At 66.3% G+C, this 21,839-nt stretch carries 16 protein-coding genes; 12 read left to right on the top strand and 4 right to left on the bottom strand.

Translation table 11 applies throughout. From position 1 onward, the window contains the following. The first annotated feature begins 52 nt into the window (after window positions 1–52). From BUB09_RS10885 to BUB09_RS10870, 4 genes are read left to right on the top strand one after another with little or no spacing between them, the layout of a single operon-like run. Window positions 53–1,249 carry a 3-ketosteroid-9-alpha-monooxygenase, oxygenase component gene (locus BUB09_RS10885; protein WP_072897615.1) on the top strand — a complete coding sequence of 399 codons (1,197 nt, stop codon included), beginning with the start codon at window positions 53–55 and terminating at the stop codon, window positions 1,247–1,249. Between the two features lie 13 nt (window positions 1,250–1,262). Beyond that, window positions 1,263–2,087, top strand: a complete 825-nt coding sequence (locus tag BUB09_RS10880; RefSeq protein WP_072897613.1) for an SDR family oxidoreductase — start codon at window positions 1,263–1,265, stop codon at window positions 2,085–2,087. A gap of 12 nt (window positions 2,088–2,099) precedes the next feature. Continuing rightward, complete coding sequence (locus BUB09_RS10875) at window positions 2,100–2,270, top strand: rubredoxin (protein WP_072897611.1); 171 nt, start codon at window positions 2,100–2,102, stop codon at window positions 2,268–2,270. A gap of 39 nt (window positions 2,271–2,309) precedes the next feature. Beyond that, window positions 2,310–3,767 (top strand): FAD-dependent oxidoreductase, encoded by a 1,458-nt coding sequence (locus BUB09_RS10870; protein ID WP_072897609.1) that lies wholly within the window; start codon window positions 2,310–2,312, stop codon window positions 3,765–3,767. Window positions 3,768–3,835: 68 nt separating this feature from the next. On the opposite strand, the gene BUB09_RS10865 is transcribed toward BUB09_RS10870, so the two are convergent. Then, entirely contained in the window at window positions 3,836–6,214 is a 2,379-nt protein-coding gene (locus tag BUB09_RS10865) for a hybrid sensor histidine kinase/response regulator (RefSeq protein ID WP_072897607.1), read from the bottom strand. 92 nt (window positions 6,215–6,306) lie between these two features. After that, window positions 6,307–7,197, bottom strand: a complete 891-nt coding sequence (locus BUB09_RS10860; protein ID WP_072897605.1) for a LysR family transcriptional regulator — start codon at window positions 7,195–7,197, stop codon at window positions 6,307–6,309. A 100-nt stretch (window positions 7,198–7,297) separates the two neighbouring features. On the opposite strand from BUB09_RS10860, the gene BUB09_RS10855 reads away from it, so the two are divergent. From BUB09_RS10855 to BUB09_RS10820, 8 genes are all read left to right on the top strand, one after another. Next, window positions 7,298–8,821: an NADH-quinone oxidoreductase subunit L gene (locus BUB09_RS10855; RefSeq protein ID WP_072897604.1), complete on the top strand. Its 1,524-nt coding sequence runs from the start codon at window positions 7,298–7,300 to the stop codon at window positions 8,819–8,821. Continuing rightward, complete coding sequence (locus tag BUB09_RS10850; RefSeq protein ID WP_072897602.1) at window positions 8,821–11,346, top strand: YbcC family protein; 2,526 nt, start codon at window positions 8,821–8,823, stop codon at window positions 11,344–11,346. The genes BUB09_RS10855 and BUB09_RS10850 overlap by 1 nt, the downstream gene beginning before the upstream one ends. A gap of 149 nt (window positions 11,347–11,495) precedes the next feature. Beyond that, window positions 11,496–13,706 carry a TonB-dependent receptor family protein gene (locus tag BUB09_RS10845; RefSeq protein ID WP_072897601.1) on the top strand — a complete coding sequence of 737 codons (2,211 nt, stop codon included), beginning with the start codon at window positions 11,496–11,498 and terminating at the stop codon, window positions 13,704–13,706. Between the two features lie 28 nt (window positions 13,707–13,734). Next, on the top strand, window positions 13,735–14,619 hold the full coding sequence (locus BUB09_RS10840) for an alpha/beta fold hydrolase (protein ID WP_072897599.1): 885 nt from the start codon (window positions 13,735–13,737) through the stop codon (window positions 14,617–14,619). Between the two features lie 207 nt (window positions 14,620–14,826). Continuing rightward, window positions 14,827–15,390 (top strand): alkyl hydroperoxide reductase subunit C, encoded by a 564-nt coding sequence (gene ahpC / locus BUB09_RS10835; protein ID WP_072897597.1) that lies wholly within the window; start codon window positions 14,827–14,829, stop codon window positions 15,388–15,390. A gap of 252 nt (window positions 15,391–15,642) precedes the next feature. Beyond that, on the top strand, window positions 15,643–17,223 hold the full coding sequence (gene ahpF / locus BUB09_RS10830) for an alkyl hydroperoxide reductase subunit F (RefSeq protein ID WP_072897595.1): 1,581 nt from the start codon (window positions 15,643–15,645) through the stop codon (window positions 17,221–17,223). A gap of 144 nt (window positions 17,224–17,367) precedes the next feature. Next, window positions 17,368–18,096, top strand: coding sequence for a cytochrome b/b6 domain-containing protein (locus BUB09_RS10825; protein WP_072897593.1), 729 nt, complete (start codon window positions 17,368–17,370; stop codon window positions 18,094–18,096). A gap of 105 nt (window positions 18,097–18,201) precedes the next feature. After that, window positions 18,202–19,452 (top strand): HD domain-containing phosphohydrolase, encoded by a 1,251-nt coding sequence (locus BUB09_RS10820; protein WP_072897591.1) that lies wholly within the window; start codon window positions 18,202–18,204, stop codon window positions 19,450–19,452. On the opposite strand, the gene BUB09_RS10815 is transcribed toward BUB09_RS10820, so the two are convergent. Further along, entirely contained in the window at window positions 19,434–20,471 is a 1,038-nt protein-coding gene (locus BUB09_RS10815) for a potassium channel family protein (protein ID WP_139250253.1), read from the bottom strand. The genes BUB09_RS10820 and BUB09_RS10815 overlap by 19 nt on opposite strands. Window positions 20,472–20,517: 46 nt before the next feature. Continuing rightward, the gene (locus tag BUB09_RS10810; protein WP_072897587.1) at window positions 20,518–21,768 is read right to left on the bottom strand and encodes a putative Na+/H+ antiporter; all 1,251 of its coding nucleotides are present in this window, start codon (window positions 21,766–21,768) and stop codon (window positions 20,518–20,520) included. Window positions 21,769–21,839 lie beyond the last annotated feature (71 nt).

The raw sequence follows: 21,839 nt of genomic DNA, 5'->3' as shown, positions 1-21,839 counted from the left end.
CACTTCGCCGACCTTTGCGTACAAATGTTTTGTCGCCACCGGGTGACAGACGATGGCATCGCACTTGGAGAGCGAAATGGCGGGAGACTTGAGAACCGGCGGTGATCTGAACCTGCAAGCCGAGAGCTTGCAGCGCAGCAGCGCCACGACCATTGGCCGCAACCTGCAGACGATTCCGCGGCTGGCCGATGGTACGCCGCGCTATGCACGCGGCTGGCATATGGTCGGATGGAGCGACGAGTTCCCGAAGGGCCAAGCAGTTGCACGCGACTACTTCGGCATGCGCCTGGCGTTCTATCGCGGCGATGACGGTCAGCTGCGCTGCCTGGAAGCGTTCTGCCCTCACCTCGGCGCCGACCTGTCGGCCGGCAAAGTGCTGGGTAACGCGCTGCAGTGCCCGTTCCACAACTGGCAGTTCAACGGCGGCGGCGACTGCGTCAAGATCCCGTACTGCGACAAGATTCCGCCGAAGGCCAAAGCTCGCTCGTTTGTCACCAAGGAGATCAACGATACGGCGTTGATCTGGTTCGACCCCGAGCGTGGCGAGCCCGAATACGACATTCCCGCACTGCCAGAATTCGGTGCGGCTGGCTGGACGCCGCAGTGGCACCGCTTCCGCATCACGATCAAGACCCACGCTCGCGAAGTGATCGAGAACGTCGTCGACAAAGGCCACTTGCTGCCGATACACGGCTTCGATGTCGAGCAATGGCTGCCGGTATGGAACGGTCACGTCACCGGAGAGTTGACCTGGGGTAAGCACACTCGCCTCGCGGCCGACGTTCAGGACGACAAGCTGTACGTCCGTAACATCAGCCACGGTCCGGCCTACCAGTACACCTGGCAGATCCAGGATTCCGGTCAGTTCGACTCGCTGATCCTGACGTCTTGGTGTCCCGTCGACGAGAACACGCTGGAATACTGGTTCGGTGTCATCGTCAAAGCCAACAGCACAGCCTTCACCGCCGAGATGCTCGATGCGGCCGCCGAAGGCTACTGCAAGGCGTCGTATGACGCGTTCATGGAAGACGTCTACATCTGGGAACGCAAGCTGTATCGGCCGGAGCCGACGCTGTGCGGTAACGACGGGCCGATTGCCAAGCTGCGGCGCTGGTATTCGCAGTTCTATACGGATCGCGCCCAGGTCAACGTGTCGCAGTTTCACAACGACAACCACCATTGGACGATTCAGGACCTGCGCGATCGCACTTCCGACGTGATCGCCGCCCAAACCCATCGCAGCAGCTGACCGAGAGCACGCCATGTCTGCCGTCACGCCCCGCCCCACCGCATCATCGTTGCAGGATCAAGTCATCGTCGTCACCGGCGGATCAAAAGGTATTGGCTTGGCGACCGCGGCCGAACTGGTGGCGCGCGGGGCGCGCGTGGCACTGCTAGCGCGGGATCAAGCCCGGCTGGACGAGGCGCTGGCGTCTCTGCCGCAAGGGCGTGCCATCGCGGTGCGTGCTGACGTCAGCCGGCGCGGCGACATCGATGCGGCGCTGTCGCAGGTCGCGGCAGCCTATGGCCGGATCGACGGCATCATCAACAACGCCGGCTTCCAGTTTGCGCGGCGCATCGAACTGATGCCCGAAGACGAAGTGCGTCGCATCGTCGATCTGAACTTCCTTTCTGTGCTGTTTTGCTGTCAGTCGGCGATCCCGCATCTGCGCCGTGCCGGTGGTGGGCGCATCGTCAACGTCAGTTCCGCGACGGTGCGCAACGACAACGAGTTTTCGCATCTGGCGGTCTATTCCGCGAGCAAAGCAGCGGTGGAGCAGCTGTCGCGCGAGCTGCGCCATGAACTCAAGCCTGACGGCATCATGGTCACCGTGTTCAGCCCCGGCGCGGTTGCTACCGGCAGCATCGCCAACTTCGATCCAGCGGCTGCCGCCGAGGCGATGCAGGACTGGTTGACCAAGGGCGCTCAATGGGACGGCGTAACCCAGCCCGAGGTCATCGGCCGGGCCATTGCGAGCTGCTTCGAGCTGCCGCCCGGTGTCGCCGTCGAGTTCATGGAAGTGCGCCCGAACATGCCGATGCCGAAGATGCTGGAGTCGGATCTCGGCCGTCAGGCCGCTGCCTGAGGCCGGGCGACGATGGCGCGCTGGGAATGTGAAATCTGCGGCTATATCTACGACGAGGCCGTCGGTGACCCGGAGCATGGGCTGCCAGCCGGCACGCGCTGGGACGAGGTGCCTGATGACTGGCTATGCCCCGACTGCGGCGTCGAAAAGCCGCAGTTCCAGATGGTGCTGATGGGGGCGTGAGCCGCGCCCCTGTGTCGTTGCCCACCCTGTGAGTCTTGAATGAAACGCATCGTTCGCTACGAAGACGTCCGGCACTTCGACCTGACCGCGGACGTCGTCGTCTGCGGCTACGGTGGTGCCGGTGGCTGTGCCGCGCTGGAAGCACGCCGCGCAGGGGCCGAGGTGCTGCTGATCGAACAGGCCAGTGGAGCCGGCGGGTCGACGATGATGTCGGCTTGCGAAATGTTCCTCGGTGGCGGCGGCGGCACCCGTCTGCAGCGCGAGCTGGGCTTTACCGAAACCACCGACAACTTCTATGCGTACCTGAAAGCCTGCTTCGGCGACAACACCGACGAAGCACGGCTGCGACAGTTCGTCGACAACGCAGCAGCGCACTTCGACTGGATGGAAGCGCTCGGCGTGGTCTACAAGCGCGGCTTCTACGCCGGACGCGACGTGGTGGCGATGACCGGCGATTCGCTGCAGTACACCGGCAACGAGCAGTCGTATCCGTTCAACACAGTCGCGGCGGCCGTGCCGCATGGCCATCTGCCGGCCGACGCCAACCACGAAGGCGGACTGCGCGTGATGGCAGCGCTGGTGGCGCGCGTCACGGAGGCAGGCGTTCGTACGCAGTTCGATACACGGGCTCAGCAGTTGATCCAGGACGACAGCGGCCGCGTCCGCGGCATCGTCGCGCGCCGTTTCGGCGAGCGTCAGTTCATCGAAGCCCGGCGCGGCGTGGTGCTGACCACCGGCGGCTTCATCATGAACGAGGCAATGACGCGCCGGCACATTCCATCGCTGGATGCGGTGGCGCTGCGCCACGGCAACCCGGGTGATCGCGGCGACGGCATCCTGATGGGCGTGGCGGCCGGTGGCCAGGCGATCAACATGGGCGAAGCTTTCGTCGGCGTTGCGCACTATCCCCCGGCGCAGCTGACGTACGGCATCTTCGTCAATGCCGCGGGTCAACGCTTCATCAACGAAGACATCTATCTGGCGCGGCTTGGACACTACATCCACGCCCAACCCGATCCACGCGTCTATCTGTTCATCGACAACCGCTTTTTTGATCGCCCGGCCTATATCCAGACCGAGATCGTCGCCGTTGGCGACACGGTGGCCGAAGTCGAGCGTGACGCCGGACTGCCCCCCAGGGCGCTGCAGCAGACCGTCGCGTTCTACAACGAGCATGCCGCGCGCGGCGAGGACCCGCTTTTCCACAAGAGCCCCGACTATCTGGCGCCGCTGACGACACCGCCGTATGCGCTGAGCAGCTATCGGTTGTCCGACCTAAAGCCGCCCGTGTTCACGCTTGGCGGGCTCGACGTACGCCCCACCGGCGAAGTGCTCGACAGCGATGGTGATCCGATTGCGGGCCTGTATGCGGCGGGCCGAACGGTGGCGGGTATCCCGCGCAATTCTCAGGGTTACGCCAGCGGCATGTCGGTGGCGGACGTAACGTACTTCGGGCGCCTGGCGGGCATCCAGGCCGCCGCCGCGGCGCCCGCCTGATCGTCGCGCCTGGCGCCCACGTCGCTCGCGTCTGATAGGCCGCACGGCGCCGCGCAGGCGCTTTCGACTTACCCCGGCTGCCGCTGCAGCAGCCCTTGCTGCAACTGCTGCTGCAGTTTCGGAAAGTCGACCGGCTTGACGAAGTGATGATCAAAGCCGATTTGCAAGGCACGATCGACGTCCTCCTTTTGACCCCAGCCGGTCAGCGCAATCAGCAGCGCATCACGGCCCCAAGGCTGCTGGCGAATCTGCTGCGCCAGTTCATAACCGGTCATGCCCGGCATGCCGATGTCGAGCACCATCGCGGCCGGTTGCAGGTCGAGTGCCTGCGCCAACGCGGCCGGGCCGCTGTAGGCGACGCTGACCTGATAGCCCTGCAAGCGCAGCAGCATCGCCAAGGAATCCGCTGCGTCGCAGTTGTCGTCGGCCACCAGCAGCATCTGACGCATCGTCTGCGCCGCGGCCACGCCGGGCGTCGCCGCCACTGCGGTAACGCCGCCATCTCGCAACAGCCTGCGCGGCAAGCGAATCGTGAACGTGGTGCCCTGCCCCAAGCCTGGGCTGCCGACGTCGATCGTGCCGCCATGCAACTCGACCAAACCGCGTACCAGCGCCAAGCCGATACCCAGCCCGCCTTGACTGCGTTCGAGCGCGCTGTCGATCTGCGAGAACATCTCGAACACGCGCGGGATCGCCTCTGCTGACAGGCCGATGCCGTTGTCGGTGACGCGCACGCGCAATCCGTCGGCGCCGACATCGGCAGCCAGCGTGATCCGGCCGCCGACATCGGTGTACTTGGCAGCGTTGGTCAGCAGGTTGGACAGCGCTTGCGACAGTCGCAACGGGTCAGCGTGCAACACCACCGGCAATGCCGGCAGCTGCAGATGAAGCTGATGCGAGCGTGCTTCGATGAGCGGGCGAGCGGTTTCGACCGCGGCATCGATGATCGCCTTCAGGCTGACATCGTCGGACTTCAGTGCCAGCCGCCGCCGCGTGATCCGCGATACATCGAGCAGGTCGTCGAGCAGCAGCGCCATGTGTTGGACCTGGCGCGCAATAACCTCGCGGCCCCACTGCCGCTGCTCGTCCGTCGTTCCCGGCGCATCGAGCAACTGGGTCGCATGCCGGATCGGCGCCAAGGGATTGCGCAGTTCGTGCGCCAGCGTCGCCAGGAACTCATCCTTGCGTCGATCCGCTTCAAGTAGCGCTTCTTCGGTGCGCTTGAGCCGGCTGATATCCAGATTGATGCCGGCCCAGCCATAGATGCGGCCGTCGTCGCGGCGCATCGGCACGCCTTGGGCGAGCACCGCGTGGTAATGCCCGTCGGCACCGACGATGCGATGTTCTCGATACCAGGCATTGCCGGTGCGCACGCAATCCTTCCAGGCTGCGATCGTGGCTTCGGCATCGTCTGGATGCAGTGCACTGCTCCAGCCAAACTCGGTGCATTGCGCCTGGCTCAGGCCGGTCAGCGCGAGAAACGAATCACTGGCATACGTGCAGCGTCCCGAATCGTCGGTAATCCACACGCCGTAATCGATCGATTCGCCGATCGCGCGGTAGACGCTCTCGCTGTCGCGCCGCTGCTGCTCGGCCTGCTTCTGTGCGGTGATGTCGATCAACAGCCCGGCCAGTAGCTGCGGCTGCGCATCGGCATCGAACTGTACTTTGCCGCGGGCGATCACCCAGCGCACGCCGCCGTCAGGCTGCACGATTCGGAACTCCACCGACGTCAACGAGCCGCTGCGCAGCGCGTCGGCTTCAGCTGCCTGGAAACGAGCGCGATCCTGATCATGGATCTGCCGATAGCGGCGCTGAGGATCGAGCCGCAGCATCTCGTCGTCGGGATGCCCGTACAGCGCGGCGAAATTGCGATCGGGCGTGAACTCGCCGCTGGCAAGGTCGGTGATCCAACCGCCGATCTCGGCGGCCGCCATCGTCGACTCCAGTCGCGTATTGGCGCGGGCCAGCGCGGTTTGCGTGGCGTAACGCTCGGCGATCTGCGTCATCAACGACAGATTGGACTGTTCCAGAGCCCGGGTCCGCTCCTGCACTTCATCGAGCATCCGATTGAACGCCGTGATAACCAGGTCCATTTCGCCATCGCTGACGGCAGCAACCCGCACCGAGTAATCGCGCCGAACGACGATCCGTCGAGCCGCTCGCGTGATCGCCAACAGCGGCTCACTGACCGCTCGCTGCAAACCCAGCGACAGCCGCAGCGCCAGCAGCAGGCTGAACACGCTGACGACGATCACGGCAATCAGCACTGCCAGCATCTGTGCGCTGCTGAAGAGCGGGGCGCTCCAGGTCGGTTGTCGTCGCGCCAGTTCGTAGCTCAGCAGGGCCACGCCGGCCAGCAGCAGTGCCAGCGTCGTGATGGTCAGCACCAGCCCGATGAAGCGGGCGCGCACGCTGCCGGGCCAGCGCGGCTGATACGCGCTCACGGACGGCGCCCGCGGGACCCTAGGCCGGCGTGGTCATCAGGGCAACAGGGCATCGGCATGGCGCCGCAGACTCAGAAGGGATCCAGCCCAGTCTAAAGCACCGCCGGCTCGTCGCCCGACAACAGCAGCTTGAGCGCGCTGGACTCGAACTGACGGCGCGTGGTGATCGCGTAGAAGTTTTCGAACACTTTGGGCAGCACGCAGTACTGCTGCAGCGCGCCGTCGCGCAACTCGTCCTGGACCACGACCGACGGCACCACGGCGACGCCGGCCGAATCACGCGCCAGCAGACGCAGCATCGCCATGTCGTCGACTTCGGCATGAGGCTCGACTTCGATCCGCAGCGACTCGCATAGCAGGTCGAACTGCGCCCGGATGTCGCTGCTGCGGCCCGGCAGCAGCAGGCGCACCGTGGTCAGGTCCTCCGGATACCGGAACGGCTGGTCAGTCGCGCGCGGACGGCCGACCAGGCACACCGGCTGGCGCGCGACCCGCCGGCAGCGCCAAGCCTGCTGGGCATCCGAGGCCACCGCACTGTTGGACAGCACCAGATCGAGCTTGTGTACCGCCAGCGCGGCCAGCAACTCGTCGATGCTGCCCGACTGCAGTAGCAGCCGGACCTGATCGATACCGACCACCGGCCGCAGGAAGTTTTCCTGGAAGTTTCGCGACAAGGTCGACACGGCGCCGACCCGCAGTCGCTGAACCCCGCCGCCCTCGCCACCCCGGATCGTCGCCAGCAACTCGCTGCCCAGCGAAAAAATGCTGTCGGCATAGTCGAGTACGACGCGGCCGACCTCGGTCAACACCAGGCTGCGGCCCTCACGGACGAACAGCGGCCGTCCAAGTTGCTCTTCGAGCTGACGGATCTGCGCCGACAGCGCCGACTGCGACACGTGGAGTTGCTCGGCAGCGCGTGTCAGGTGGCCTTCCTTCGCCACGACCCAGAAGTACTGCAGATGGTGGTAGTTCAAGCGCCGCAAATCGTTCTCCTGAATCGAACGGTACGTTCTTATCAATCTATTTTATTAATTATTTGGCGGTCAACAGAATGCGCGTACCCCCACTACCCGGAGCGCATGGATGCCTGTTGAATCGCTACTCCCGCTGTTGCTGTCCATCGTCTACGCCGGGGCCGCGCTGCTGGCCTGGGCGCGCCCCACATTGGCCTGGCGCCGTGCTGGCGCTGCGACCACATTGGCCAGCTTGATCACCGCGGCCGGCATCGCCGCCAGCGCCCTCGACTGGATTCGCACGTCCGCGCTGGTGCTGTCGATGCTGACGCTGGTGAGCCTGCTTGGCGCGGTGATCGCGCATTACTCACAGCGCTATCTCGACGGCGAGCAGGGCCAGCCGCGCTATGTCGCGGCCCTGCTGGTCACGCTCGGGTCGGTCAGCACGCTGGTCGCGACCGACCATCTCGGTCTGCTGCTGGGTGCCTGGATCGTCAGCAGTTTTGCGCTGCACCACCTGCTGACCTTCTACCGCGACCGCCCTGCCGCGCAGAGCGCAGCACACAAGAAGTTCATCGCCAGCCGCCTCGCTGAGCTGGCGATGTTCGGCGCGCTGCTGCTGATCTACCGAGAAGCCGGCACGCTGTCGATCGAGCAACTGACCACCCAATGGCGCGCGCTGCCGACGCTGACCTGGTCGCTGCAAGCCGCCGCAGTCCTGATGGTCTTCGGCGCGATGCTCAAGTCGGCGCAGCTGCCGCTGCACGGCTGGCTGATCCAGGTCATGGAGGCGCCGACGCCGGTGTCAGCGCTGCTGCATGCCGGTGTCGTCAACATCGGCGGCTACGTGCTGATCCGTCTGGCGTCGCTGCTTGAGCTGGCCCCTGCGGCCCAAGCGCTGCTGGTCATCGGCGGCAGCCTGACCGCGGTGCTGGCCAGCCTGGTGATGATCACGCGAATCAGCATCAAGGTCCGTCTGGCCTGGTCCACCTGCGCGCAGATGGGCTTCATGCTGATGGAATGCGGCCTGGGCTTGTACGAGCTGGCATTCCTTCACCTGCTGGCCCACTCGCTGTACAAGGCCCACGCGTTCCTCAGCGCCGGCAGCACCGTCGACCAGCGCCGTCGCGCCGATCTGGCGCCGGTGATCCACCTGCCCTCACCCCGCCGACTGATCGTCGCCGGCGCGGTGGCGATGCCGCTGACGATGCTGATTGCCCAGGGGTCGGCGCTGCTGTGGCAGGTGCCGCTGCCCGGCGTCGAGCTGCCGGCGGTCGCCCTGGTGGTGGCCGCCCTGGGTCTGGCCCCGCTGCTGTGGCCGGTCCGGTATCGCGGACGGTGGCGCCTGGGCCTCGGCTTGGTGCGGGTGCTGCTGCTGACCCAGACCTTGCTGGCGCTGCATGCGCTGGCCTGCCTGCTGGTCCCGCCCGCTGCCAGCTCGCCGCCGCTGCTGCTGTCGCTGTGGGTCGCCGCACTGTTCACCGCGCTGTATGCAGCCCAGTTGTGGCTGACCGCCTATCCGCGCGGCCGCCTCGCGCTGGCCTTGCACCCGCGCGCCTACGCCGGCTTCCACCTCGACCAGCGCTTCACGCGCCTGAGCTTTCGCATCTTGCCGCCAGCCCGCGCCGCCGCCCACGACTTCGGAGATCACTAATGAACGCCGCCACCCTGCCCCGACCGCTGGCACCTCAACGTCTGGAAACGGATATCGAGTCCGCTTGCCAGCGCATCGCGCCGACCTGGCCGCTGGACCGCTACATCGCCGTCAACCCGCATTGGGGCCGTATCGGCCAGACACTCGAAGCCGTCGACGATGAGCTGGCGCTGCGTGCTGGCAGCCGGCTGACGATGCCCTATCAGTACTTTCGTGAACGCTGGCAGGCAGGCGCGATCCAGCGCAGCGATCTGCAACTGGCGCTTAACGAGGTCAGCAGCAGCGCAACGCCCGACGATCTGATCACCGCCATCGCGGGCGACGAGCCGCAGCGGCCGCGCTTGCCGCTGCTGTCGGATGCTCACGAGCCGCAGCGCCGGCGCCGCCAGCAGCTGCCCTGGGCCGACACGATTAGCCAGCAGATCAGCCAGTTCTGCGCGGCCTACTTCGATCAAGATCAGTCGGACTGGCGACCGGCGACCGGTGCGGGTCTTTATGCGAGCTGGCGCCAGGCGCTGATCGACGATCTGACGTTGGACGGGCACGAACCGGCTCTGCAGGCGCGTGCCGAGAAGCTGCCGCTCCACCCCCGTGCCACGATCGTCGCCGTACTGTCGATGTTCGATATCGACGACGCGGAGCGCGTCACGCTGCTAGAAACGGCGCTGCTCAGAATCAACGGCTGGGCAGCCTGGTGCGCCTACCTGCGCTGGCAGGCACGACTGGCCAACGCCGACGACGACCATATCGCGCAGTTGCTGGCAATCCGGCTGGCCTGGGAGCTGCTGATCGACGACGGTGCGCGCGGCGTCGGTTCGGCCTGGAGCCGCTGGTGCAGCAACTGGCACTCCGCGACGCTGGCGGCCAGCAGCAACGACGGTGGTCTAACCGGTGACGGCCACTCGATCCGCGGCCTGTGGTTGCGCGCGCAAGAGATTGCCTACCAGCGTCCGCTGGTCAGCGCGCTGTCGCAGCCCCGCGATCCGGAGCTGCCGATGACGCCGACGGTGCAAGCGGTGTTCTGCATCGACGTGCGGTCCGAGCCGATGCGGCGCGCCCTGGAAACCGTGCTGCCGAGCGCGCAGACACTGGGCTTTGCTGGCTTCTTCGGCCTGCCAGTTCGGTACACGCCGCTGGGCACTTCGTCGTCTCGACCGCAGCTGCCGGGCTTGCTGGCGCCGGCGATGGACGTCGTGGACCGCAGCAGCAGCAGCGCAACCGATGCGCTGCTCGCCACGCGGCGCCAGCAGCGACTCGCGGCCGGTGACGTCTGGGATCGGTTCGAGCGCATGCCGGGCACGGCCTTCACCCGGATCGAAACCACGGGTCTGGCGCTGGCGGGTGCGCTGCTGCGGCGCAGCCTGCCGCGCATCCGCGCGCCGCAGCAGCCGAGTTCGGCCGGCTTGAAACCCTACGAGGCGCAATTGCTGCGCCCGCTGCTGACGTCGGGCCCCGGCGCGACGCCGATCGAACGCGCTCAACTGGCCGCGCGCATCCTCAAAGCCATGAACCTGGGTCCGCGGTTCGCACGCATCGTGTTGCTGGTCGGCCACGGCAGTACCAGCGCCAACAATCCACACGCCGCCTCGCTGGACTGCGGCGCCTGTTGCGGACAGACCGGAGAAGCCAACGCCCGCGCGCTGGCGATGTTGCTGAACGACGCCGACGTTCGCGCGGCACTGGTCGCCGAAGGCGTCACCGTCCCGCGCACCACGCGCTTCATCGCCGCGCTGCACAACACCACGACCGATCAGATCGAGCTGTTCGACACCGATCTGGCGCCGCCGGGCAGCCCCACCGATCTGCGCGCCTTGCAGGCCACGCTGGACAGCGCCGGCCGCATCGCCCGCGCCGAGCGCTGCGGCAACGGGCAGCTCAGCGGGGCGCGGCTCGACCCGCGCCTGGACGCCGACCAGGCCGACAAGCGCCTGCTGCAACAACTGCAGCGGCGCGCCTGCGACTGGTCGCAAACCCGCCCGGAATGGGGTTTGGCGAACAACGCGGCCTTCATCGTCGCGCCGCGTTCGCGCACGCGCGGCCTGCGTCTGGCCGGCCGCAGCTTCCTGCACGAATACGATCCGCAGCGTGACGTCGACGGCAGCGTGCTGGAGCAGATCATGACCGCGCCGATGGTGGTCGCGCACTGGATCAACCTGCAGTACTACGCCTCGACGGTCGACAACCTGCGCTTCGGCTGCGGCAACAAGCTGCTGCACAACGTCGTCGGCGGCCGCATCGGCGTGTTCGAAGGCAATGCCGGCGACCTGCGGATTGGCTTACCGCTGCAGTCGCTGCATGACGGCGAACGCTGGCGTCATGAGCCACTGCGGCTGTCGGTGTTCATCGAAGCGCCCCGCGAACGGATCACCGCCATCACCGCTCGCCATCAGGTGGTTGCGCAGCTGGTCGGCAACCGGTGGCTGCATCTGTTCCGGATCGACCCGCTCGACCGCCACATCGAGCACTGGAACCAGGGCCGCTGGGAGACCTGGTTGCCACAAGCCAGTGAGGCCCGCGCCGCGTGAATCCCGCCGGCACCCCCGCCACAGATTTAGGCAATCGATAACGATTGCGATTTAGACTCGCACTTGCCGATAATCGCGGCGCCCGGTCCAGCCGGGCGCCGCGCCGGGAATGCGGCTCTATAAAACCTAGAACCTGACGGGGTTACGCCATGAACTTGCTGAAGTCCGCGCCCTGGGCGCTCGCCTTGCTGCCGGCTGCCGTGCTGGCCCAGTCGAACCCGACACCGCCGAAAACGGACGCGCCCGCCGCCGTCGTTCTCGGCGCCGTTACCGTGCTCGGTGACGAGGCCGCATCCGACGAACTGCCCGGCGCCACGACGCTGATCGACCAGGCCACGCTCAAGCAGAGCCGCGTTTTCACCACCAACGAGGCGCTGCGCAAGGCGCCGGGCGTCAATGTCCGCGACGAAGAAGGCCTGGGCCTGCGGCCCAACATCGGCATCCGCGGCCTGAACCCGACGCGCTCGACCAAGGTGTTGCTGCTCGAGGACGGCATCCCGCTCGCGTACGCGCCCTACGGCGACAACGCCAGCTACTACCACCCGCCGGTGACCCGTTTCGAACGGATCGAAGTGCTGAAAGGCTCGGCGATGAACCAGTACGGCCCGCAGACGATTGGTGCCGTGATCAACTACGTGACGCCGACGCCGACGCAGGAAACCCAGGGCGTGTTCAGTGTCGCCGGCGGCAACCGCGGCTTCTTCGACGCCCAAGGCCGCTTTGGCGCCAACGGTTTGCTGCTGGATTTCTCGCGCAAGATCAGCGACGGCGCCCGCGACAACACCGACAGTAAGCTCGAAGACTTCAATCTGAAGGGCTTGTTCGAGCTCAGCGCCAACCAGACGCTGGTGCTGCGCGTGAACCAGTACCGTGAAGAATCCAACGTGACGTACACCGGCCTGACCGACGCGGAATACGCGAACTTCGGCCGCGAGTACAACCCGTTCGACAACGACACCTTCGACGCCACGCGCTACGGCGGCTCGGTGACCCACGAGCTGAGCTTCGGCAGCGACGACCTGCTGACGACCAACGTTTACGTCTCGCATTTCACGCGCGACTGGTGGCGCCAGTCGAGCACGACCACTGACACGCAGTGCAATGCGACGACCTATACCGTCGGCGACCAGACACTGAACTTCCAGCAGGCGCGCTTTGCCGGCGTCGCCGTCGACCCCGACCAGTGCAACTCGGCACAGGGCCGTTTGCGGGACTACTACACCTACGGCGTCGAGCCGCGCGTGCGTATCACCCACGCCAGCTTCGGCCTCGACAACGAACTGGTCGCCGGCCTGCGCGCTCACCGCGAAACCCAGGATCGCATCCAGGAAAACGCCACGACGCCGCAAGGTCGCGGCGGCGCGCGCAGCGAGAACAACAAGCGTGAGCTGACTGCGTATGCGGCCTTTGCGCAGAACCGCTTCGGCTTCGGCCGGCTGGCGGTCACGCCGGGCCTACGCCTGGAATCGATCGACTACACGCGCCGCAACCGGCTGCTCGGCCGCGAAGGTGAGGAAAGCCTGAGCCAGCTGATCCCCAGCCTGGGCGCGACGTTTGCGGTCGACGAGCGCTACACGCTGTTTGCCAGCGTGCACGAAGGTTTTGCACCGCCGCGCGTCGAAGACATTCTCAGCAACGGCAGTGCGACGGCCGACATCACGGCCGTCGAGATCGACGCCGAGAAGAGCATCAACGCCGAAGCCGGCGTCCGCGCCCGGCCGTTCGACGCGCTGCGCTTCGAGCTGGTTGTGTTCCGCAACGACTTCGACAATCTGATTTCGGTCGGCTCGATCGCCGGTGGCGGAGTGCCGCTGTCGCAGGGCGAAGCGCTGTTCCAGGGTGTGGAACTGAGCGGCCGCGCCGATCTGGGCAAGTTGATCGGCTGGAGCGTCAACCCGTTCGTCGAACTGAGCTACACCGGCCTGCCAACCGCCCGCAGCGAGGGCGCATTCACCCGCGCCGACAACGGCGCCGTCGTGCCGGGCACCGATGTCAGCCGCCGCCTGCCGTATGCGCCGCGCCATCTGTTCACCGGCACGCTCGGCTATGAACTGCCGCTGGGCATCACCGCGCGGCTCGAAGCGGTCTACATCGGCGACCAGTACGCAGACTTCTTCAACGCGCGCTCACCCGAGGACACGGCGATCCCGACCGCGTCGCGCGGCTCCGGCCAGTTCGGCGAGATCGACGACGTGCTGGTCTGGAACGCGGCGATCAACTGGCGTCGTCCGGGGTCACACTGGACGCTGTTTGCGACCACCAAGAACTTCACCGATGAGGACTACATCGTCGACCGCACGCGTGGCATCCAGACCGGCTCGCCGCGTCTGATTCAGGCCGGTATCGAATACCAGCTATAAAGACGCCCCGACACCGCAAGGACTCTGCATGGCCGCCCCCGTCACCGACCCCGCCGTCGCGCCGCTGATCGAGCACGCCGCGCTCGGTGACGTGACGCTGGGCTACGTCAGCCGCGGCCAAGGGCCGCTGGTGATCTGCCTGCACGGGTTCCCGGACACGCTGGACGGCTTTCTGCCGGTGCTCGACGCGCTGGCCGCTGCCGGTTTTCGCGCCGTGGCCCCCGGCATGCGCGGCTATCTGCCGAGCAGCCGCGCGATCAGCGGCCGCTACCGGGTCGAAGAACTGGCGCAGGACGTGGTCGGCCTGGCCGATGCACTCGGCGCCGATACGTTCTCGATCATCGGCCACGACTGGGGCGCGGTCACGGCGTACGCGGCGGCCAATCTGGCGCCGCAGCGGGTGCGCCGGCTGGTCACGGCTGCCGTGCCGCATACCGCGCATTTCCTGCGCAGCCCGACGCTGCAACAGCTGCGGCGCTCGCATTACATCTTCCGCTTCCAGCTGCCGGGCTGGGCCGAGCGGCGCATCCCGCGCGACGACTTCGCGTGGCTGCGCGGCCTGATCCGCAGCTGGTCACCGGACTGGCCGTATCGCGAAGCCGACCTCGCCCGTCTGCTGGCGACGATGTCGGACCCGGCACGACTGAAGGCCACGATCCAGTACTACCGCGAACTGCCGCGCGGCCTGGCCAGTGCGCAGACTCGCCGCCTGGTGTTCGGCACCGTGGCGGCGCCGACGCGGATCATCTACGGCGGCCGCGACGGCTGCATCGGCAGCGAGATGTTCCCTGGGCAATCGGCCCATTTCGCGACCCCGCCCGATCTGTGTTTGATCCCGGACGCCGGGCACTTCATGCAGTGGGAGCAGCCGCAGCGCTTCGCCGAGCTGGCGGTCGAGTTCCTGTCCCGCTGAGGGCGGCCGGGGTGCGCCCCGAGGCGCGCGCCGGCAACGCCGCCTGACGTGGATCGAACGCAGCGACCGCGATGCGGTCCCAGCCTGCGGATGCTCGATCCACCGTCGTTAGTGAAAAACTAAGTAGTGAATCGTTAAATTCCATTTCACCTATCGCCCCGATCTGTCTACGATGCGGGCTCCCAACATCCATTACGGGTTGCACACATGTCTCTGATCAACACCAAAGTCCCCGAATTCAAAGCCAACGCTTTCCATAACGGCAAGTTCGTCGAAGTGTCCAACGAATCGATCAAGGGCAAGTGGTCGGTCGTGATCTTCATGCCGGCGGCCTTCACGTTTAACTGCCCGACCGAAGTCGAAGACGCGGCTGCCAACTACGCCGAGTTCCAGAAGGCCGGCGCCGAGGTCTACATCGTCACCACCGACACCCACTTCTCGCACAAGGTCTGGCACGAAACCTCGCCGGCCGTTGGCAAGGCGCAGTTCCCGCTGGTCGGCGATCCGACCCACAAGCTGACGCGCGCGTTCGGCGTGCACATCGACGAAGAAGGCCTGGCGCTGCGCGGCACGTTCGTGATCAACCCGGACGGCGTGATCAAGACGATGGAGGTTCACTCCAACGAAATCGCCCGTGACGTGTCCGAGACGCTGCGCAAGCTGAAGGCCGCCCAGTTCACCGCCGCCAACCCCGGCCAGGTCTGCCCGGCCAAGTGGAAGGAAGGCGAGAAGACGCTGAAGCCGTCGCTGGATCTGGTCGGCAAGATCTGATCACCGGGCCTTCGGACCCCGCGGCACGCAGTACAGAGCCTCACCCGTCATTCCCGCGCGAGCGGGAATCCAGGCAACGAAGCAGCGCAGCGGTCCCCGCCCTGCGCTGCGGACTGGATGCCCGCCTTGCGGGCATGACGGGCTTTTTTTGCCCGACGGTTTTCAAGCCGGCGGGGCATGACCCCAGTTTCACTACCCGATGCAACGGAAGCCTGATCTGGTCAGGCTTTCGAAACGAACAGGAGCTTTCCCATGTTGGATGCCGATCTCAAGGAACAACTCAAGGCGTATCTCGAGCGCGTGACGCGGCCGATCGAGATCACGGCTTCCGTGGACGACAGCAGCGGCTCGGCCGAAATGCTGGCGCTGCTGGCCGATCTGACCGCGCTCAGCGACAAGATCAGCGTGCGCCAGGTGCGTGACGACGCCGAGCGCAAGCCCTCGTTCGCGCTGAGTACGCCGGGCCAGGCTATCGGCCTGCGCTTCGCCGGCATCCCGCTCGGTCACGAGTTCACGTCGCTGGTGTTGGCGCTGCTGCAGGTCGGCGGCCATCCGTCGAAGCTGGCACAGGACGTGATCGAACAGATCCGCAACCTCGACGGCGACTATCAGTTCGAAACCTACTTCTCGCTGTCGTGCCAGAACTGCCCGGACGTGGTCCAGGCGCTGAACCTGATGGCGGTGCTGAACCCGCGCATCCGCCACGTGGCGATCGACGGCGCGCTGTTCCAGGCCGAAGTCGAATCGCGCAAGTTGATGTCGGTGCCGATGGTCTTCCTCAACGGCGAAACCTTCGGCGCCGGCCGCATGGGCGCAGAAGAAATCCTCGCCAAGCTCGACACCGGCGCTGCCGCGCGCGAAGCCGCCAAGCTCGGCACCAAGGCGCCGTTCGACGTGCTGATCGTCGGTGGTGGCCCGGCCGGCGCGGCGGCGGCCGTGTATGCCGCCCGCAAGGGCATTCGCACCGGCATCGCCGCCGAGCGCTTCGGTGGCCAGGTGCTCGACACGATGGGCATCGAAAACTTCATCTCGGTCACCGAGACCGAAGGGCCGAAGATGGTCCAGCAGCTGGAGCAGCACGTGCGTCACTACGACGTCGACGTGATGAACCTGCAGCGCGCCGACAAGCTCAGCCACGACGGCGAGCTGGTCCACGTGCAGCTGGCCAGCGGCGCGACGCTGAAGGCACGCACCGTGATTCTGTCGACCGGCGCTCGCTGGAGGCAGATGAACGTGCCCGGCGAAAACGAGTACCGCAATAAGGGCGTGGCCTACTGCCCGCACTGCGATGGCCCGCTGTTCAAGGGCAAGCGCGTGTCGGTGATCGGTGGCGGCAATTCGGGCGTTGAAGCCGCGATCGACCTGGCCGGCATCGTCAACCACGTCACGCTGATCGAATACGACAGCCAGCTGCGTGCCGACGCGGTGCTGCAGCGCAAGCTGCACAGCCTGCCCAACGTCAGCGTGATCACGTCGGCGCAGACCACCGAAGTCACCGGCGACGGCAGCAAGGTCAACGGTCTGGTCTACAAGGACCGCGTCAGCGGCGAGACGCGGACGATCGCGCTCGACGGCATCTTCGTGCAGATCGGCCTGCTACCCAACAGCGAGTGGCTCAAGGGCTCGCTGGAGCTGTCGCCGCGCGGCGAGATCATTGTCGATGCCAAGGGCGCGACGTCGATGCCCGGCGTGTTCGCCGCCGGCGACGTCACCACGGTGCCGTACAAGCAGATCATCATCGCGATGGGCGAAGGCGCCAAGGCTGCACTCAGCGCCTTCGATCATCTGATCCGCCAGCAGGCACCGGTCGCCGACGTCGCCAAGGCGGCCTGAGCCGGCGTCGTTGATCGGCACACCATCGGTGCGGCGGTCGCTGTCAGGCCGCCGCACCGGTATCGGCTCTGATGATGTTTAGGGGCTGCGCAGGTTCAGCACGATCGACTATCGTGGACGGATTCCACGTCCACGAGCATCACGATGTCGGTCCGCAAGCCCTACGCTGTCTGGGACGCACCCACCCGCGCCTTCCACTGGATCAATCTGCTGTGCGTGCTGCTGCTGGTCGCGCTCGGCACCACGATCCTCAACGGCAAGTCACTCGGTATCAGCAACGACGGCAAGGTGCTGCTGAAGACCTTGCATGTCTGGGTCGGCTACGCCTTCATCCTGAATCTGCTGGTGCGCATCGGCTGGGCCTTTGCCGGCAATCACTACGCGCGCTGGGCGCAATGGTTGCCGCTGGGACGCTCGTTCGCCGCGCAGTGGCGCCAATGGCGTGCATCGCGGGGCACTGCGGCGCTCGAATTTGCGGGCCACACGCCGCCCGGTCGGATCGCGATCGGCGCGATGCTGCTGCTGATGATCTCGCAAAGCACGACCGGCCTGCTGCTGGCGGGCACCGATCTGTACTACCCGCCTTTCGGCAGTTGGATCGCCGAATGGATCGCCGCGCCCGGCGTCGATCCGGCAACGCTGGTGCCGTATCAGCCCGACTTGGTCGATGCGGCAGCGGTCAGCGAGATGCGCGCGATGCGCAAGCCTTACGCGCAATTCCATGTCTGGGGCTTCTACGCGCTGCTGGCGGCCGTGGCCGTGCATCTGGCCGGCGTGATCTGGGCCGAACGGCGTCACGGCAGTGCGCTGGTGTCAGCGATGATCACCGGCCGCAAGTGGCTGGCCTCGGATCCGGTGGACCCCAAGCCCTGAGCGCCGGAATGTCGGCCGCCATCACGGATGCCGTTGCGTCGCACGCGATCGGCAACCACTTCCCCTGATGCGGCCGACAGGCCCAACGATCAAGTCGAGGCCGTCATGCTGCGACGCCGCTTGCTGCTGATCATCGCCGGTTACGTGCTGACGGCCGCAGCATGGATCGTCGTCAGTGACGGCGTCCTGTTCGTGCTGCTGAAGGATATCGAGCAACCCTATCGGGTCAGCGTGCTCAAGGGCGTCGGATTCATTGCGTTCACGTCGGCCGTGCTCTACGTGTTGCTGAGAAGTCTGGCGCGGGCCGAGCAGCGCGCCGAAAAGCTGGACTCGATGCTGACCGAGCTGACGCCGCAGTTGTTTAGCTCGGTGCCGGTGGTGATGTACGCGGTCGAGGTGCCGGTCGAGGTGCCGGTGGAGGTGCCGGTCGACGCGCCAATGGCGCTGGAGCCGCTGTGGGTCAGCCACAACATCGGCGAGATCCTCGGCTACACGCCCGAGCAGGCGCTAGCGCCGTCATGGTGGAGCACCCATCTGCATCCGGATGACCGTGCCACCACGCTGCGCCACGCGATGGCGATCCGCGACGGACAGTCGAACACGGCCCGGCATGAATATCGGTTGCGCCACGCCGATGGTCATTACCTGCATGTTCTCGACGAACTGCGCCGCGTGCCCGATGCCCACGGTCGGCTTCGGCGCTACATCGGCGCCTGGACCGACATCACCGAGCAGCGCGCCGCCGAGCAAACGCTGCGTCGGTATTCCCAGCAGATCGAAGACGCAATGCTCGGCACCGTCACCGCCATGGCGACGATGGTCGAGCAGCGCGATCCCTACACGGCCGGGCACCAGCGCCGCGTCGGTGAATTGTCAGCGGCCATTGCGCGTGAGATGGGCCTCGACGTGTCACGGCAGAAGGGCCTGACCATCGCCGGGGTTCTGCACGACGTCGGCAAGATCCGCGTGCCGTCGGAGTTGCTGACCAAGCCCACCCGGTTGACCGCCGCCGAATACGCGCTGATCCAGGAGCACGCGCAGGCTGGCTACGAGATCCTGAAGAACATCGACTTTCCGTGGCCGATCGCGGAGATCGCCCGTCAGCACCATGAGCGGATCGACGGCAGCGGCTATCCGCGCGGCTTGGTCGGCGATCAGATTCTGCTGGAGGCACGCATTCTGGCGGTCGCCGACGTGATCGAGTCGATGGGCAGCCCTCGCCCTTATCGCAGCAGCCAGGGCCTGCCAGCCGCGCTCGACGAGATCGAGCGCAACGCGGGCCGCTTGTACGACGCCGAGGTCGCCGCTGCCAGCCTGCGGTTGATGCGCGACAAGGCCTATCCGCTGCCGGTCTGAAGCCGACTCGGCGCCGGCGTCGCGGGCGGATCGCCGACCGGCTGCACGACCAGCAGCAGATCGCCATTGCGGATCACGGTCGCCTCGCCTTCCCAGAAGCCGACCGCCACGCCGTTGCGGATGATCCGCAACGCCAGTTCAGGCTCGACATCGCGCATCCGCTTGCCGGCTTCGTCCGGGCGCGCGGGACGCTCGTGCAGGCGCACATGGCCGACCGAGTTCAGCAGGTCGGTCACGTAGTCGGCCACATGCTGAGTACGGACCGCATCGGCCATCAAATACCCGCCGACCTGCGACGGCTGCACGGTGGCATCGGCACCGGCCTGGGCGATCAGCTTGACGTTCTCCAGCGCGCTGACATGGCAGACGATGCGCAGGCCGGGATGCAGGTGGCGAGCCGTCAGCGTCGTCAGCACGGCCGCATCGTCGCGACCCAGGCAGATCAGCAAGGCTTCGGCGCGGCCGATCTCGGCTTCCATCAAATCGGCTTCACGCGTGGCGTCGCCGCGCAGGCCGATGTGTCCGTCGTCGGCTGCGGCCTGTGCCGCATCCGGATCAGCGTCGATGATCACGACGCGATGGCCTCGCAAGGCCAGTTCCGAGGCCGCATAGCGACCGCTGTGGCCGTAGCCGCAGACGATCACATGCCCGGACAGTTGCTTCTGCATCCGCGTCATCCGCCACCTCTCGATCCAGCGTTGCAGCACCAACTCGTAAGCGGTGCCAACGAACAGCAGCCACATGAACAAGCGCATCGGCGTGACGAACGCCGCATCGACCAGCCGGGCGCGGTCGGTCACCGGCACGATGTCGCCATAGCCGACCGTGGTGATGCTGACCGCGGCGAAATAGATCACGTCGATGAAGCTGATGTGCCCGTCGATCTGGTCACGCAGCCCGGCGCGATCCCACCACAGCACGGCAACCAGCAGCGCGATCGCACCGATGACCAGCATCAGGCGCACCAGCAACAAGCGGCCGACAGCGCCATCGCTGCGCGTAAATAAGCGCGTCGGCATCGTGCGCGTTGCAGGCGGCCGGCCGCCGGGCGATCTCATCTCCGCATCACACCAGGAACAGCGCGGCCGCGACTGCCGTCGGCAGCAGCGCGCCCAGCAGCAGCCCGCCGGCCCCAATCGACTGCTGGTCGAAGCCGTCGCGCAGCAGCGCCACGCCGGCTGGATTCGGCGCATTGGCGATCACGGTTAGCCCACCGCCAGCGACCGCACCCGCCACCAGCATGTACTGGGACTGTTCGCTGATGCCTTCGATCAGCGAGCCGAGATAGGTCAAGGCCGCGTTGTCGGTGATCGCGGTCAGGCCCAGCGCGCCGAAGAACAAGGCCAGCGGCGGCAGCGACGAGATGATCGGCTGCAACCACCATTGCTGCAGTCCGCCGAGCACGACCAGGCCGGCCAGGAAGAACCCGACCAGCAGTCCCTCCTTCAGGATCAGCGGGCTCTGGTGCCGCGAATAGGCTTGCGTGTAGCCAAGAAAAAACAGGAACAAGCCCAGAAACAGCACCGGGTGGTGCGCCAGCAGCACGACGCCCGCCAGAAAGGCGAAATGCACCAGCGCCACGATCAGCGGCACCGGTGCGCCGCGGTCGGCCTGCGGCGGCGCCACGGTCAGATGTCGGCGCAACACCCAGCAGCAGACGGTGGCGTTGATCAGCACGGCGGTGACCGCGCGCCAACCGAAGGTCTCCACCATGAAGGCCGAATCCCAGTTCCAGGTCGCGGCCACCATCAGTACCGGCGGCGCCGCGAACGAGGTCAGCGTGCCACCGATCGAAATGTTCACGAACAAGACGCCGAGCGCGCCGTACTTGGCGCGCTCCGGAATCTCGGGGCGGAACATCGTCGGCAGCAGCATCAGCGCGGCCAGCGTCATCGCCGCTGGCTCGGTGATCAGCGAGCCAAGCAAGGGCACCGCCGCCAGCCCGAGCCAGACCTGCACCAGCGTCGTCGGCAGCGGCACGACACGCGCAATGGCGTCGATCACGCCGCGCATCGACTCCAGTATCGGTCGCGACGCCGCCACCACCATCACCACGAACACGAATAGCGGCTCGGTGTAGTGGCGGGATTCGACGTATTCGATCGCCGTTGCACCGCCCGCCATCAAGGCCATCACGACGATCAGCACCGCCGCCCAGAAGCCAAACACCACCTCGACTTCGCCCAGCAAGTGCAGCAGCCCCGCATGCCGGGGCGATCGGTGCGACAGCGCGTCGAACTGCTTGGCCGTAAACGTATGCAGCAGCGCCAACGCAAAAATGATGACGGCAGCGATCTCGATCGAGTGGTTCAACACCGGCTACTCCTTCGGGTCGGGCCCACAAGGGTACCGGGTTTACCTGGCCTACGAGATTGCAACCAGCACCG

The sequence above is a fragment of the Hydrocarboniphaga daqingensis genome, from assembly GCF_900129825.1.
Classification (GTDB): domain Bacteria; phylum Pseudomonadota; class Gammaproteobacteria; order Nevskiales; family Nevskiaceae; genus Hydrocarboniphaga; species Hydrocarboniphaga daqingensis.
Note: the sequence above shows the minus strand (reverse complement) of the source record. Positions and strands in the feature narration are given on the sequence as shown.